16 protein-coding genes are annotated in these 14,042 nt (G+C 60.6%); 9 read left to right on the top strand and 7 right to left on the bottom strand.

Features of this window, described 5'->3' with window-relative positions; all coding sequences use genetic code 11:
* Positions 1-72 precede the first annotated feature (72 nt).
* The 3 genes from DSD28_RS01785 to DSD28_RS01775 are packed head-to-tail and all read left to right on the top strand — an operon-like array spanning position 73 to position 3,268.
* Positions 73-1,155 (top strand): class II aldolase/adducin family protein, encoded by a 1,083-nt coding sequence (locus DSD28_RS01785; RefSeq protein WP_119254634.1) that lies wholly within the window; start codon positions 73-75, stop codon positions 1,153-1,155.
* Positions 1,152-2,429 carry an FGGY-family carbohydrate kinase gene (locus DSD28_RS01780; protein WP_119254633.1) on the top strand — a complete coding sequence of 426 codons (1,278 nt, stop codon included), beginning with the start codon at positions 1,152-1,154 and terminating at the stop codon, positions 2,427-2,429. The genes DSD28_RS01785 and DSD28_RS01780 overlap by 4 nt, the downstream gene beginning before the upstream one ends.
* Positions 2,426-3,268, top strand: a complete 843-nt coding sequence (locus DSD28_RS01775; RefSeq protein ID WP_119254632.1) for a TIGR01459 family HAD-type hydrolase — start codon at positions 2,426-2,428, stop codon at positions 3,266-3,268. Before DSD28_RS01780 ends, DSD28_RS01775 begins: the two co-directional genes overlap by 4 nt.
* A 298-nt stretch (positions 3,269-3,566) precedes the next feature.
* Here DSD28_RS01775 and DSD28_RS01770 read toward each other — a convergent pair whose 3' ends face one another.
* Genes DSD28_RS01770 through DSD28_RS01750 form a run of 5 tightly spaced genes read right to left on the bottom strand, consistent with a single transcriptional unit; the run spans position 3,567 to position 7,388 of the window.
* Positions 3,567-4,466, bottom strand: coding sequence for a PfkB family carbohydrate kinase (locus DSD28_RS01770; RefSeq protein WP_162911183.1), 900 nt, complete (start codon positions 4,464-4,466; stop codon positions 3,567-3,569).
* 58 nt (positions 4,467-4,524) lie between these two features.
* Positions 4,525-5,307 (bottom strand): transporter substrate-binding domain-containing protein, encoded by a 783-nt coding sequence (locus tag DSD28_RS01765; RefSeq protein ID WP_119254630.1) that lies wholly within the window; start codon positions 5,305-5,307, stop codon positions 4,525-4,527.
* A gap of 41 nt (positions 5,308-5,348) precedes the next feature.
* Entirely contained in the window at positions 5,349-6,083 is a 735-nt protein-coding gene (locus DSD28_RS01760) for an amino acid ABC transporter ATP-binding protein (RefSeq protein WP_119254957.1), read from the bottom strand.
* Positions 6,052-6,720, bottom strand: a complete 669-nt coding sequence (locus DSD28_RS01755) for an amino acid ABC transporter permease (RefSeq protein ID WP_162911182.1) — start codon at positions 6,718-6,720, stop codon at positions 6,052-6,054. The genes DSD28_RS01760 and DSD28_RS01755 overlap by 32 nt, the downstream gene beginning before the upstream one ends.
* The gene (locus DSD28_RS01750) at positions 6,717-7,388 is read right to left on the bottom strand and encodes an amino acid ABC transporter permease (RefSeq protein ID WP_119254628.1); all 672 of its coding nucleotides are present in this window, start codon (positions 7,386-7,388) and stop codon (positions 6,717-6,719) included. The genes DSD28_RS01755 and DSD28_RS01750 overlap by 4 nt, the downstream gene beginning before the upstream one ends.
* 138 nt (positions 7,389-7,526) lie before the next feature.
* On the opposite strand from DSD28_RS01750, the gene DSD28_RS01745 reads away from it, so the two are divergent.
* A complete protein-coding gene (locus tag DSD28_RS01745; protein WP_119254627.1) occupies positions 7,527-8,369 on the top strand; it encodes a MurR/RpiR family transcriptional regulator in 843 nt (280 codons plus the stop codon).
* A gap of 8 nt (positions 8,370-8,377) precedes the next feature.
* On the opposite strand, the gene DSD28_RS01740 is transcribed toward DSD28_RS01745, so the two are convergent.
* Together DSD28_RS01740 and DSD28_RS01735 are read right to left on the bottom strand one after the other, a co-directional pair.
* Complete coding sequence (locus DSD28_RS01740) at positions 8,378-9,505, bottom strand: AGE family epimerase/isomerase (protein ID WP_119254626.1); 1,128 nt, start codon at positions 9,503-9,505, stop codon at positions 8,378-8,380.
* A complete protein-coding gene (locus DSD28_RS01735) occupies positions 9,502-10,182 on the bottom strand; it encodes an aspartate/glutamate racemase family protein (RefSeq protein ID WP_119254625.1) in 681 nt (226 codons plus the stop codon). Before DSD28_RS01735 ends, DSD28_RS01740 begins: the two co-directional genes overlap by 4 nt.
* 132 nt (positions 10,183-10,314) lie before the next feature.
* Here DSD28_RS01735 and DSD28_RS01730 point away from each other — a divergent pair, with 132 nt between their 5' ends.
* The 5 genes from DSD28_RS01730 to DSD28_RS01710 are packed head-to-tail and all read left to right on the top strand — an operon-like array spanning position 10,315 to position 14,035.
* On the top strand, positions 10,315-11,361 hold the full coding sequence (locus DSD28_RS01730) for a tagatose 1,6-diphosphate aldolase (protein WP_119254624.1): 1,047 nt from the start codon (positions 10,315-10,317) through the stop codon (positions 11,359-11,361).
* Positions 11,362-11,396: 35 nt separating this feature from the next.
* Entirely contained in the window at positions 11,397-12,662 is a 1,266-nt protein-coding gene (gene otnK, locus DSD28_RS01725) for a 3-oxo-tetronate kinase (RefSeq protein WP_119254623.1), read from the top strand.
* Positions 12,659-13,309, top strand: coding sequence for a 3-oxo-tetronate 4-phosphate decarboxylase (gene otnC / locus DSD28_RS01720; protein ID WP_119254622.1), 651 nt, complete (start codon positions 12,659-12,661; stop codon positions 13,307-13,309). The genes otnK and otnC overlap by 4 nt, the downstream gene beginning before the upstream one ends.
* Positions 13,296-13,877, top strand: coding sequence for an IS66 family insertion sequence element accessory protein TnpB (gene tnpB / locus DSD28_RS26130; protein ID WP_348627885.1), 582 nt, complete (start codon positions 13,296-13,298; stop codon positions 13,875-13,877). Before otnC ends, tnpB begins: the two co-directional genes overlap by 14 nt.
* On the top strand, positions 13,784-14,035 hold the full coding sequence (locus tag DSD28_RS01710) for a substrate-binding domain-containing protein (RefSeq protein WP_348627889.1): 252 nt from the start codon (positions 13,784-13,786) through the stop codon (positions 14,033-14,035). Before tnpB ends, DSD28_RS01710 begins: the two co-directional genes overlap by 94 nt.
* Positions 14,036-14,042 lie beyond the last annotated feature (7 nt).

The raw sequence follows: 14,042 nt of genomic DNA, 5'->3' as shown, positions 1-14,042 counted from the left end.
CGATTGAGAAAAAGTTTGCTCACATGGGGAAACCCGTGGGCAGGCGCGAGCTGGTGAGAGGAGGAGGCCGGCATGGCTTCAGGTATTCCGTCGGGCGACAACGCCGCCTTCGAGGCATTTCTTGCGCTTTCCAAGGCTGTCGGCAGCGACATCCTGAAAACGCAGGGAGCCGGTGGCAACACCTCCTTCAAGCGCGATGGCGTGATGTGGGTGAAGGCGTCAGGTATGTGGCTTGCGCATGCCGGCGAGCGTGACATCATGGTGCCGGTGGAGGTCGCTCCACTTGTGGAGGCGCTGAAGGCGGGCGATCCGCGCGCAGAAAAAGCCACCGACTTCGTCTTCGCAGATCTGAATGCCTCGGGGCTTCGTCCGTCGATCGAGACGAGTTTTCATGCCGCCCTGCCGCAGGCCGTCGTCGCGCACTATCATTGTGTGAACGCTATCGCCCTTTCCGTGCTGGAGAACCGTGAAGCGGTGATTGCAGAACGAATGGCGCGCCTGCCGGATCTGACCTGGGCGGCCATTCCCTACCGTCGTCCCGGCACGCCGCTTGCCCGCGAGATCGACCGTGTCGCCGCAAGCCGCCCGGATGTGCTGGTTCTGTTCAACCACGGCGTCATCGTCACGGGTGAGACGGTAGATGAGGTGCGCGAACGCATTGCCCGGGTGACGGCGGCGCTGACGGTGGAGGAGCGTCCGGCTACGGCGGCCGATCCGATGGAATTGCAGATGCTGGCGGGCGGGAGCGATTTCCACCCCGCGAAGGATGCCGGCAGCCACAAGACCGCGCTCAGCCCGATAAGCGTCGCCATCGCGACCCGCGGCTCGCTCTATCCCGACCATGTCATTTTTCTCGGCACGGAAATCGGCGTGCTGGCCGAAGGCCAGACGGCGGGAGCCTATACGGCGGACCGCCGGTCACGGAACCTCCAGGTTCCCAAGATGCTGCTGGCGCCGGGGAAGGGCGTACTCCTGGCCAATGAGCTCACCGAGGGCGGCCGCGTCATGGCGCGCTGCCTCGCCGAAGTGGTTTCCCGTGTTCCGGAGGGCGCTGCAGTCGCCTATCTCGATCCGGCGCAGGAGCACGAGCTGACCCATTGGGAGGCAGAGCAATATCGACAGGCGCTCGACCGCAAGGCGAGCCGCCAGGCATGAGCGTCGCGGCACGGAGCGCCATCGCCCTCGGCATCGATCTCGGCACATCGGGAGTGCGGGCCGCGGCGCTCGCCACGGATGGCTCGCCGCTCGGCATGGCCGCCTTTCCCTTTCCGGATGCGGCGGCCGCGCGCTCGCCGGCCGTCTGGCGGCGGGGGGTCGAGGCATGCCTTGCCGAATTGTCCTCACATCTTTCCTTCGACTCGGTCGAGGGCATCGCGGTCGACGGCACGTCCGGCACGGTGCTTGCAGTCGATGCGGCAGGTGCGCCGGTCGGCGATGTCCTGATGTACAACGACCCCTGTCCCGACAGCGCTGTCGTCGAGCGCATCGCGCAGCGCGCACCGCCGGACAATCCGGCACGCGGATCGACATCTGCGCTGGCGCGCGCCATCCATATCTCACGCCAGCCCGGCGTGAAGGCCGTCCTGCATCAGGCCGACTGGATCCTCATGCAGCTCGGCCTTGCGGAGCGGGCGAGTGATGAGAACAACGCATTGAAGACCGGTTACGACCTGACCGCGGAGACCTGGCCGGACTGGCTGGAGGCCTGCGGCATGGACATTGCCCTTCTGCCCGCTGTCCGGCGCGCCGGGGCACCGTTGTCGGTTACCGGCGCCGCAGGGCGGGCGCTCGGTCTGCCGTTCGGCTGCCGCTACCATGCCGGCACGACCGACGGCTGCGCTTCCTTCCTGGCGACGGGAGCCTCGGCCGTTGGCGACGGCGTCACGGCGCTCGGCTCGACACTCGTCGTCAAGGTTGCTTCGGCCCGGCCGATCGACGCGGCCGACTATGGCATCTATTCGCACCGCATCCTCGATTTCTGGCTTGCCGGCGGGGCCTCCAACTCGGGTGGTGCCGTTATCCGCCATTTCTTCGATGGCGCGCGTTTGAAGGCAATGACGCCGCTGCTTCGGCCGGATGAGCCGACAGGCCTTTTCTATTATCCGCTCCTCAAGCCCGGCGAGCGATTCCCGACAAACGACCCCGCATATTCGCCTCTGCTGGAACCGCGCCCAACGGACGATCTCGTGTTCTTCCAGGCGCTTCTCGAAGGCATGACGGCAATCGAAAAATCGGGCTATGACCGCCTTGCCGATCTGGGCGGCCCCCCGGTTCGATCCGTCCGCACGGTGGGTGGCGGCGCCGCCAACCCGGCCTGGACACGGATGCGTGAAAAAGCGCTCGGCGTTCCCTTCCTCCCGTCGCGCTCGGCAGAGGCCGCCGTCGGCACCGCCTCGCTGGTTCTTGCCGGAAAGGCCCGCTGGCCATGAGCATCGCGCCATACACGACCCTCGCTGCGCTGGTAGAGCGCTACGATGGTTTTCTCGTCGACCAGTTCGGCGTGCTCAGGGATGACGACCTTGCCTATCCCGGTGCTAACGAAGCGCTGCTCCATCTGAAGGCGCTGGGAAAGGCGATCGTCATCCTTTCAAATTCCGGCCGCAGCGGCGACTACAATGCGGAGCGACTGATCAAGCTCGGCTTCGATCGTGCCGGCTTCGACCGCTTCCTGACCTCCGGTGACGTGGCCCACGATATTCTCGCCGTGGAAACCGCCAACCGCTCCGGCCGCACGCGTTGCCTGACCATTTCCAGCGGCGGTGACCGCAATCTAGCCGACCGCCTGGGTTTCGAGAGCGTCGAGGATGCGGCGCTGGCCGATGTCGTGATCATTTCCGGCAGCGAAGCCGAGCGCATACTGCTTGCGGACTACCGCACGCTTCTCGAACCGGCCGCACGGCGCGGGGTGCCCTGCTATTGCACCAATCCTGATCGTCACAAGCTAGCGAAGAGCGGAGGTATTGCGCCAGGCGCAGGCAGCATCGCGCTTGCCTACGAGGAACTCGGCGGTCCCGTCCGCTGGTTCGGCAAGCCGTATCCGGCGGTCTACCGGCAAGCGAGGGCGCTGCTGAAGGCTGTTCCGGCGGAGCGCATCGTCTGCATCGGCGACAGTCTGGAGCACGACATTGCCGGCGCTGCCGGCGCCGGCCTGTCGTCCTGCCTTGTCCGAACTGGCATCCTTGCGGATACGGCGGACTCCGGCCTCGCTTCCATCGCCGACAGCTATGACGTGCGTCCCGATTTCCTGATGGAGCGCTTTGGTCTTTGACTCCGGAGGCCGGGAGCTGCGACATTCTTTCAGACTTTACCAGGCGCTTTTTCTCAGCGAGAGCGTCGAGGGACTGGACGAGGGCGCTTACCTCCTCGAGACCTTCACAGCGGAGGAGCGGGAAAGGCTGGCAATTTTGGGCTCTTGAAGGGATATGAACCGCAGACTGCTCATGCGCACCCAAGTGCACAGGATTGGGCGCTCATTGACCCGGCGGCCTTTTGTGCACGCGTCTACGAACATCGCTGGCACCGATAAATATCATCGATAAACACTCCTGTCCGCGTCAGGTTTTGTCTTACCTTCCTAAAGCAGCCTCCACCTCGTGACGTACAGGAGAACCCGCGCGACCACCATGGCGGGTGCATTTCAAAGCGGCGGCGGCGTTGGCAAAGCGAGCCGCTGCTGCAACCGAGGCATTCTCGGCGATAGCCAGCGCATACGCGCCGTGGAAGACATCGCCGGCGCCGAGCGTGTCCACTACGTCGACCTTCAAGCCCTGCACGGCTGTCAATGTATCGTTTTCCAAAAGCAGGCATCCTTCCCCGCCCACGGTGACGCCAATGACCTGGGCATTCGCGGCAAGCGATACCGCCTGCCGCAGGGCCAGCGGCATATCATCAGTTTTGGTCATCTGTCGCAGAGATGCCTGAGAAAACAGGACGTGATCGGCATTGGCGATCAATTCCCGCGTTTCGGGATCCGGACTGAAATCCGCATCCAGCACTACGGGAATGTTCAGGGATCGAGCGATCCGGATTGCCGCCATCGCTCCACGCCGCCATCCCATATCGATCAGCAGCGCGCCACATCCGCGAAGTAGCGTCTCGTTTATCCAGGCAGGCTCCACATTAAGGCCCTCTCCCGGAAAATTCAGGATCAGGCGTTCGCCCTGCGTATCCACCGACACGCTTGACCAGGCGGAACGGGCGCCCTCCAGCCGGACGAGACCCGAGACGTTGACGCCTTCGTGGACCAGTTCATCGATGACCAGTTGTCCGACGGTATCATTTCCCACGCGCCCGATGAGACGGGGAGAACCGCCGAGCCGCGCGATTGCGACACTCGCGGTCGCCGCAGGCCCACCGCCAGTCTCCACAAACCGACTTGCATAGAGTTTGATCGGCCCTTTAGGAAGAGCAGGAACACTGAAGATACGATCCCATACAGCCATCCCCAAACACGCTACCGACGCCATATGTCTCTCCAAATATGACAGATTGGCGCCCCGAAGGCTTCGGAGCGCCGGAATGATGTTAGAAGGAGGGCAATTCCGGCAAGGGCTGCTCCGCATAGTGCTCGAAGGAGGTTGCCAGCTCGCCATTCTGGCGCACATAATAGATGAATGTGTTGACCCATTGAAGCAGATCGATATTGCCGCGCTTCATGCCGATACCGAAATGCTGCTGGCCGAGGCTTAGCTTCTTCTCATAGTTATCGGCGCCTTGAGTCTTGTTGACCGCAGCCGGTGTCAGGAAGCCGACGGCCCCGGCGTCGACCTGGCCGCTAGTCACGGCCTGGATCGTGCTGGCATCGGAATCGTAGCGCATCATTTCAACTGTCGGTACCTTTGCGACGAGCAGAGGCTCCTGAATAGCACCACGAACGATTGACACCTTCTTGCCGGCGAGATCTTCAAAGCTTTCGATCTTTGCATCCTTGCGCGCCATGACGACGCTTTCCTGCATGGCATAGGGGACCGAGAACCAGATCTGCTGCGCGCGCTCCGGTGTGATCGTTAGCGAGGAAATCACCAGGTCGGCCTGCCCCGAAAGAACATAGGGAATGCGGTTCTGTGAGGTGACTGGCACGATTTCCAGCTCGACGCCCATGTGCTTGGCAAGCAGTTTTGCCACGGATACGTCATTGCCATCGGGCTGCATGGATGCATCCATCATGCCCCAAGGCGGGTTGTTGGTATCGATGGCAATCCGGACGGTGCCCCGTGTCTTGATGTCGTCCACCGACTGGGCAAACACACCGGCATTGCTCAGGCCCAGGAATATAAGTGCGGCCGAAGCGAGTTTGAAAATACGCATGCGATCCTCCTCTGGATTTATGGTCTGCCGATCGGCTGATTTCAGTCCATGCCGATCGTTTTGATGAACTGGCGAAGCTCAGGCGTCACCGGTCGACTGAAAATGACATCCGGCGGTCCCTCCTCATGGACCTTTCCGGCATGCATGAAGACGATGCGGGTTGCCGCGTCGCGGGCGAAACGCATTTCATGCGTGACGAGCAGCATCGTCATGCCCTTCACTGCGAGATCCCGCACGACATCGAGAACCTCCCCGACCATTTCCGGATCGAGAGCCGAGGTAATCTCATCGCAGAGCAATATTTTCGGGTTGAGCGCAAGTGCTCGAGCAATAGCCACGCGCTGTTGCTGCCCGCCCGACAACGCGGCGGGATAGGCGTTCACGCGATGGGTCAGCCCGACGCGCTCCAGCAGCTTGGCGGCAACCGCCCGCGCCTCCTCCTTGCTGCTGCGCTTTACGACGACTTGCGGCAGGGCGACATTCTCCAGCGCGGTCAGATGCGGGAAAAGATTGAAGCTTTGAAAGATCATGCCGACGTCCTGCCGCAGGGCGCGCAAGGCCGCGGGCGCCTGCGTCACCGTGTGTCCGGCCGCCTGAATGACACCGCCCTGGATAGGCTCCAGACCGTTGATACAGCGGAGCATCGTGCTCTTGCCGGACCCGCTTCGACCGATAATGGCGACAACCTCGCCATCGTCTACCTTGAGAGAGACGTCTTCAAGGACAGTGACGGCTCCGAAGCGTTTAGTGATGGATTGAATTTGGACTATGGACATCGAGACGACGCTCCAGATAGCGGCTGAGCAGGTACAGCGGAAAGCACATTGAGAAATAGATGGCGCCGGCAAAGGGATAGACCTTGAAAGGCGCGTAGGTGAGATTGTTTACGAACTGCGCCGCCTGGGTCAGCTCCGTGAAGCCGATAATGGAAGCCAGCGACGTGTTCTTGATGATCTGCACGAGAAAGCCGACGGTCGGCGGGATTGCAATCCGTACCGATTGGGGAAAGATCACATAGCGGAACTGTTCGAAGTAGCTGAAGCCGAGCGCGAGAGAACCTTCCCACTGACCACGCGGAACCGCTTGGATCGCACCGCGCCAAATCTCTCCGAGATAGGCGCCAGCATAGAGCGAGAGCGCAACCGACACGGCAAAATACTGATTGCGGCTGTAACCGGTCATGGCAAGGCCGAAAAAGATCAGGAACAGCAGCATGAGCAGCGGGATGCACTGGAATACCTGGATGTAGCCCGCGGTGATCACGCGAACCGCCCGCGAGGGCGAAACACGCGCCAAAGCGACGAAGAGCCCAAGGATACCGCCGCCGATAAACGCGATGAGCGACAGTGTGATCGTCCAGCGTGCTGCCGACAGAATGTAGATCATTTCAACGGTGCTGAATTCCCGCATCACAGACCACCTCGCCGGTTGAAGTAAAAATGTCCGATCCCCGCGAACATCGCTTTCATCGCGAAAGCGATGGCGACATAGAGGATCGTGACGACGATGTAGACTTCGAAGGGACGGAAAGTTTCCGTTTCTAGCAGATGGCCTACCGCGGTCAGTTCCTCCGTTGCGATGGTCGAGACGACGCTGGAGCCGAGCATCACGAGAACAAACTGACTTCCCAACGCCGGCAAGGCCACACGCATGGCTGGAAAAAGCACGATGTGACGGATAATGTCGCGGGTGCGGAACGCCAGCGCCCGGCCTGCTTCCAAATGACCTGGCGGTATGGAAACGATACCGGAGCGAATGATCTCGATGGCATAGGCCCCGCAATTGACCGTCATCCCGATCAGGGCGGCCCAGGTCGGAGACAGGACGATGCCGAGGGATGGCAGTCCGAAATAGATCAGGAAAAGCTGAATAAGGAATGGCGTGTTTCGAATGGTCTCGACATACACCGTCAAAGCCGCGCGGATCGGAGGCGGCCCGAACATTCGGCCTATGGCACCGAGAATACCGATGACGACACCGCCAAGCATCGTTGCAACAGTGAGCATCACGGTTAGTTTCGCACCCGCCAATAGGCGCGGCAGACTGTCCAGAATTGCCCCAAATTGGAATATGTAGTCCATGCCTGCGCCACGCCTTCAGAACCGATTGCGACTGCGACCCCTCCCACAGGATCCAGAACCGACATCATAATTTCAGAAAGAAAATTCTATTGCAACATTTTTGAAAATCTTTTTTCATATTCTCCGGAGGTGACGCACATGCCGAAAGAAATCCAGATGGAGGAGCTCCACAAGGAAATCCTTGACCGTTACGATCAGTTGAGCAATCGCCTGCAACTAGCGGCTCGATATACGCTTGAACACCCCAACGAGGTGGCGCTGGAAACCATCACGGAGCTCGCAAAACGGGCGAATGTCCAGCCATCAGTATTCGTACGCCTGTCGCAGGCCTTCGGCTTTTCTGGCTTCTCCGAATTCCAGAAGGTATTTCAGGGCGCACTTGCGCGACAGGCACCAAGCTACGGCGAACGCATCCGCCTTATGCGGAAAGTCGGCAGCGAGACGTCCCGCGCGCAGCAGGACATTCCAACCCAATTCATCGACATCAATCGCAGTTCGCTGGGGCATCTGGCCGAAAGCCTGGATTACGAAGCCTTCCGCAAAGCCGTGGATTTGATAAATGGAACGGAGCATCTTCATGTGATCGGCCAGCGCCGTTCCCATGCTCTTGCCATTTATCTCTCCTATGCCTTTACGCGAAGCGGCCGAAACGCCCGCCTGCTATCCGGCGCCGGCGGCACCTTGGCCGACGATGTGAAGATTATGAAACCGGCCGATGTGCTCATAGCCATCAGTATGCATCCCTACTCGCCTGAAACAGTGGAAACCGTCGATCACGCCATTGCCGTCGGCACGCCAGTCGTGGCGATCACGGACGGCCCCCTCAGCCCGATAGCCAGGGGGGCTTCCGCCGTTCTGGAAGTCAGAGACGTCGACTTTCTCGGCTTTCGCTCGATCGTCGCGCAGGTTTGCCTGTCGCAGGCGCTGATCATCGCCGTCGCGGAGGCTGCCGCGCGTGGACAAACGCCGAAGGCGCCATAACGGCGGGATCAAGCGTGCGCCTTGGCTTCCAGAATGGCGCATGTCAGATGATACAGGGAACTTGCCTGCATGGGCTGCGGAATGAAGTTTCCGTCTTCATCTCTTTGCTCCCGCCAGCAGCCGGGTGACATGCCGTCGATATAGGCCCGAAGCCCCTCGACGGCCGAGGATAGCGGTGCGCTGGCCGATCCAGGCCACGCGAGCCTCGCCTTCAGGCGCTCGGTTTGTGGCCAGAGTTTGGCTTTCCCACTGACGATCGTGCCATCGCTCATCACTTCATCGATGGCGGCATTTGCCGCGCTGGAAAGTCCGTTCCGGTCGGCAAGGCGAATGAGGCTGGTTGCGGCACTCTGTAGGCGCCTAGCGGCTTCCGCCGTCACCTTCCGCAATTTTCCGTACCGGGCCAGCAGCCAGGCCCATTCGTAATGATGCCCCGGTTCCGTGACGTAATGGCCTGCTCCGTCCGTCATTGGCGTCAGCCGGCTATCGAAATATTCACACAGACCTTTGTCTTCGTCGATAAAATGCGCGATCGCCAATCCGACAACCGCATCGGCCACTTCCAGGAAGACTGAATCGCCAAATGCTTCATAGGCTGCAAGTGCCGCCTCAAGAAGATGCATATGCGGGTTCTGCCGACGGGGAAGCCGCGGCGGATCGGCTTCCTGCCACCCTCCAGATGGATCTTTCAGAACGCGATCGATGAAGTCCATCAACTGCAGCGCGGCGGCATGACAGCGCTCAGGCCGGTTCGCATTGGCGAAGCCGAAAAGAACGAATGCCAGATCGTAGAGATCGCGGGCCGGGTTGGTCACCGCGTTATCGATGGCAAAGCGCCACGCGTAACCGCCATCGGCTTGGCGGGCGCGGTTCTCCAAAAAATCGAGGCCGAGCGTAACGGCCCTGGAAGCGCGTGCCACACCGGCCTTCTCCCCCTGCGCGAAGACGTAAATCTGCCGCGCCGTAACATAGAGTCGGCGAAAATCAACCCCGCAGACAAGGCTTTCAGGGTCGAGCGATTCGTGAAACGCCCGACGCTCCCAGTCAATACCGTGCGCCAGCCAGAGCGGCATGGCGGCTCCGTAGAGCCAGTCCGAAAGCGCACTGGCCTCGTGCACGAAATTGACGTCGTTCACTGGCGCATCTCCCCTATCCGGCGTTGTAACTCCTCAAGAAGAAGGGGTGGGCTGGAGAGGACAGGAATAGCCAGCCCCTCCGATAACGACGCCTGAAGATGTGCAAGCGAGGCCTGCGCAAGGACAAGGACGTCGGCACGCGCGGCCAACTCGCCTGCCGCCGCAGTCACCAGGCCATCATGCTCGTCACGGCGGCCAGCGCGAAGCGCGTCGAACGCGCCTTCGACCAGCCGAACCTCCACCTCGACCGGCTGGTCGAGCGAACGGGCGTGCGCCTCCACAAGTGCCCGACTTGGCGCGATTGTGCTTTGTGTCGTGCAGACAATTGCGATCCGCCCACCGATAGACGCGGCCTTCTGCGCCATTGGGTCGTCGACTTTGACAATAGGAACATCAACCATCGTGCGTGCGATATCGATCGCCGGTGATGTCGAAGAACAGGTGAAGACGACAAGACGCGCATCAGCTTCCGCCGCCAGCACCGCCTGCTGCACGATGCGGCGTGTATTGGCAGGAGACGGCCCCGATTTCAGGAGGTCATGGAGCAGGCTTTCGTTGACGACATGCAGAAACTCGATACCGGGAAATTCGTTCTCGGTGAGACTTTTGAATTTCTCGACCAACCCCGCAACCGTATGGACGAAGATGATACGCAGACGAGGCTCCGCAGCAGCCATAACACACCTCATATTTGAAAAATATTTTCTATAGCCTACACAAATAAAAAAAACTGTCTATAAGAGAAATTGGCTCTAACGGGTGCCGCGCAGCCGCGATGTTCGGCCGACCCAAAGTGATTGAGGACGAAGATGGAACTTTCCGCAGGAAAATTTTGGTGCATGCGTCGCCTCGCCGACAAGGATGGCTTCTTCAAGATGGTCGCCGTCGATCAGCGTCCGGGCGTGGAAGCGCTTGTTTCCGAAAGACTTGGCCTTTCGACGGCTCCCTACGAGAAAGTCGGGGAATTCAAAAAAGTCCTGATCGAGGAACTTTCCGGTGGCGCTTCAGCCATGCTGCTCGATCCCGGTTATGCGTATCCCTATGGGCATGGGGCGCTCGATCCCGGCAAGGGCCTGCTTATCACGCTCGAGCAATGGGCTTGCGAGGAAACATCCGGCGGCCGCAAGACATTTGCTTATCCCGACTGGTCGGTCGAGAAAATCAAGCGACTCGGTGCTGATGGCGTCAAGGTGATGCTGTGGTATCGCCCCGATGCCTCACCGGATGTGCTTCGTCACCAGCAGGATTTTGTCGAGATGGTCGGGCGCGAGTGCCGCAAGCACGACATCGCCTTCCTTCTGGAGCCACTTGTCTATCCGCTCGGCGCCGAAGGTAACACGGATTCCTATTCCGAAGATAAAAACAAGCGACCAGAGATGGTCATCGAAACCGTCGAGGAGTTCCGAAAGGAACGGTACGGCATTGATATCTTCAAGCTGGAATCGCCAATTCCGGCAAAGGTCATTGTCGCACCGGAAGATGACAGTGAGGAGATGCGTCAAACACAGGCTTGGTTCGACCAGATCGACAAACGGTTGGACCGGCCTTGGGTCATGCTATCTGCAGGAGCCGGGATGGAGCCCTTCCGGCGGATTCTGACCTACGCCTTCCGCGCCGGTGCTAGTGGCTACCTCGCGGGTCGCGCCATCTGGTGGAGTTCGACGGAAGCCTATCCGGACCTTGCCGGGTTTCGCGCAAAACTCCGCGAGGGAGGCTTGCCTTATGTTGATACCATTCAGGCAAGCCTGAAGAGCTACGGAAAGCCATGGTACGAAAAGCCGGCATTCGGCGGCAATCCGAAAATGGCATGCGCGCAGCCAGATTTCTACGCGGTCTATCCGGGCCTCGACGGCTGAACGCACCGCGCAACCAATATGCAGTGGAGAATGACATGCTCCTCGGAGCCATTGCCGACGACCTGACTGGTGCCACCGATCTTGCCCTCACTCTCTCACGGGAGGGGATGCGAACCGTTCAAGTAGTTGGCGTTCCGCAAGAGGGGTTCGATTTCGGCGATGCCGAGGCAGTGGTACTTGCTCTAAAGTCGCGCACCCTTCCGGCTGACGAGGCGGTGAGCCAGTCACTTGCCGCGCTTGCATGCCTTCGCACGTCCAATGTACGGCAAGTTATCTTCAAGTACTGCTCGACGTTCGATTCCACTCCAGAGGGAAACATCGGCCCCGTCACAGACGCACTGCTTGCGGCGCTGGGCGAACCGTTCACAGTTGTCTGCCCAGCTTTTCCTACGAATGGTCGCACGGTTTATCGCGGCAACCTCTTTGTCGGCAACGTGCTTCTTTCGGAAAGTTCGATGAAGGACCACCCTCTGACCCCGATGACGGATTCGAACTTAGTCCGGCTGATGCAGGCCCAGACGCACCTGCCGGTCGATCTCATCAACCGGGACGTCGTGATGCGTGGAAGCGCGGCGATCAGGGAAGCCTTTGCAAGAGCGGTGGTAGCCGGCACCCGCATTCTAGTGGTTGACGCCATTTGCGACGACGACTTGAGGACAATCGGCGAGGCTCTTGCCGACGTCGGACTAGTGACGGGTGGCTCCGGCATTGCACTCGGCCTGCCGGAGAATTTCCGCCGCGCAGGCGTGCTCGCGACGCGCAAGAAGACTGCATCGTTCGCCGCCCCTGCGGGCCGCGCCGTCATGTTGGCGGGCTCCTGCTCCCAGGCAACACGCGAGCAGATAGAAGCGACAATCGCAAATGGCACTCCCACCTTCCAAATCGTCCCCCTGGACATCGCCTCGGGCACCCTGACGCCGGAAAATGCAATTAATTGGGCAGTCGCCCAACACGCCGCCATTCCACTCATCTATTCCAGCGCTGACCCGGATGTCGTGCGGTTCACCCAGAACAGGCTTGGCCGTGAAAAGGCCGGCGCATTGATCGAACGCTTCCTCGGTGATGTGGCGATGGCCTTACGCTCGCGCGGGTTCAGCCAGTTCGTGGTGGCTGGCGGAGAAACCTCGGGGGCCGTTGTCAAAGCACTGGGCGTCTCCGCGCTGTTGATTGGGCCGGAGATCGATCCCGGTGTCCCCTGGACATTAAGCTTCGGCAACGCAAAGCCAGTGGCGCTTGCCCTCAAGTCCGGCAATTTCGGTACCATCGACTTCTTCTCCAAAGCTTGGAACCTTCTTTCATGACCGCACTCCTTTCCGAAGAAACCCGCCTGCGCGACGAAATTGTCCAAGTGGGGAAATCGCTGTTCGACCGGCTTTTCACCTTCGGCTCGACCGGCAACATCAGCGCCCGTCTGTCGACCGGCGAAACGCTAATGACGCCAACCAATGCATCGCTCGGCACACTCGATCCCGCGCGCCTGTCGAAGTTTTCCGCCAACGGCGTACATGTTGGCGGGGATAGACCCACCAAGGAAGCCTTCCTACATCAGTGCGTGTATTGCGCGCGCAAAGGGGCCGCGGCAGTGGTCCATCTTCATTCCACCCATGCCGTCGCCGCTAGTATTCTGGACGGGCTGGACCCTGAGGATCTGCTGCCGCCGCTCACGGCCTACTACGTGATGCGGGTCGGACGGTTGCCGCTCGTTCCCTACTACCCGCCGGGCGATCATGCACTGGCAGAAGCGGTCTCGCTCAAGGCAAGGGATAACCATGCCATCCTGCTCGCTAATCACGGCCCGGTCGTCGCCGGAAAGACGCTGCGTGAAGCACAATATGCAACCGAAGAACTGGAGGAAACGGCTAAACTGTTTCTTATGTTAGACGGCAAAAAAATCCGACCGCTAACCGAAGAGCAGCACACCCACTTGCTCGACTTTGCTCAAGGATAATCTGTGGATCGGCTCCAGAGAATTGTCTCGGCAGCGTCACTTTAGAGACTGCAGACCGGGCATAGGCAAGGGGATCGATGGCCTGATGGCGCTGGTGCAATCGTCGCTTCGCCAGAAGCCCGTGTCCGGTTCGATCTTCGCATTCCGGGGCCGCCGTGGTGATCGCATCAAGTTGCTGTTTTGGGATGGTCAGGGATTTTGCCTCTACTACAAGGTCCTGGAGAAGGGCCGCTTTCCCTGGCCTTCTGCGACAGATGGCACGGCCCGGCTGAGGAGTCGGCCACGGGCGGATCGCCTGCATCGACGGCACAGGCGCCGGGCGCCGCGTGAGGGCTATGTCGCGGCCATGCAGGCGCACGGCCTGACGCCGCTCATCGTGCGCGGCGACTATTCGATCGATGCCGGCTGGTCCGGCTGCGCGACGTTCTTTGCCCGGCGCAGCCGCCAACGACATGACGGCGATCGGCGTGCTCAATTACCTCTTCCGGAACGGGTACCGCGTGCCTGCCGACATCTCTCGTCGGCTATGACGACATGCCTTTCTCGGCGACGGCGACCATCGAGTTGACGACCGTGCGGCAGCCCGTGCACCAGCTCGCCTCGCAGGCGCTCTTCTCCCTGTCGGAGAGCATCGCCGGAAAGAAGACGTCCGCGACGCACAGCCTCGTCGTTCCGGAACTGATCGTCCGGAAATCGACCAGCGCGAACCCAGCTCCCGCCCCCTGACCGTCGC

This window comes from Shinella zoogloeoides, from assembly GCF_003574625.1.
GTDB classification, from domain to species: Bacteria; Pseudomonadota; Alphaproteobacteria; order Rhizobiales; family Rhizobiaceae; genus Shinella; species Shinella zoogloeoides_A.
Note: the sequence above shows the minus strand (reverse complement) of the source record. Positions and strands in the feature narration are given on the sequence as shown.

Excerpts from the sequence above, each read along its gene's own strand:
- DSD28_RS01750 (WP_119254628.1), bottom strand. The coding sequence starts at position 7,388 with ATGGACTACATATTCCAATTTGGGGCAATTCTGGACAGTCTGCCGCGC.
- DSD28_RS01730 (WP_119254624.1), top strand. The coding sequence starts at position 10,315 with ATGGAACTTTCCGCAGGAAAATTTTGGTGCATGCGTCGCCTCGCCGAC.
- DSD28_RS01780 (WP_119254633.1), top strand. The coding sequence starts at position 1,152 with ATGAGCGTCGCGGCACGGAGCGCCATCGCCCTCGGCATCGATCTCGGC.
- DSD28_RS01775 (WP_119254632.1), top strand. The coding sequence starts at position 2,426 with ATGAGCATCGCGCCATACACGACCCTCGCTGCGCTGGTAGAGCGCTAC.
- DSD28_RS01765 (WP_119254630.1), bottom strand. The coding sequence starts at position 5,307 with ATGCGTATTTTCAAACTCGCTTCGGCCGCACTTATATTCCTGGGCCTG.
- DSD28_RS01760 (WP_119254957.1), bottom strand. The coding sequence starts at position 6,083 with ATGTCCATAGTCCAAATTCAATCCATCACTAAACGCTTCGGAGCCGTC.
- DSD28_RS01745 (WP_119254627.1), top strand. The coding sequence starts at position 7,527 with ATGCCGAAAGAAATCCAGATGGAGGAGCTCCACAAGGAAATCCTTGAC.
- DSD28_RS01770 (WP_162911183.1), bottom strand. The coding sequence starts at position 4,466 with ATGGCGTCGGTAGCGTGTTTGGGGATGGCTGTATGGGATCGTATCTTC.
- otnK (WP_119254623.1), top strand. The coding sequence starts at position 11,397 with ATGCTCCTCGGAGCCATTGCCGACGACCTGACTGGTGCCACCGATCTT.
- otnC (WP_119254622.1), top strand. The coding sequence starts at position 12,659 with ATGACCGCACTCCTTTCCGAAGAAACCCGCCTGCGCGACGAAATTGTC.
- DSD28_RS01735 (WP_119254625.1), bottom strand. The coding sequence starts at position 10,182 with ATGGCTGCTGCGGAGCCTCGTCTGCGTATCATCTTCGTCCATACGGTT.
- DSD28_RS01785 (WP_119254634.1), top strand. The coding sequence starts at position 73 with ATGGCTTCAGGTATTCCGTCGGGCGACAACGCCGCCTTCGAGGCATTT.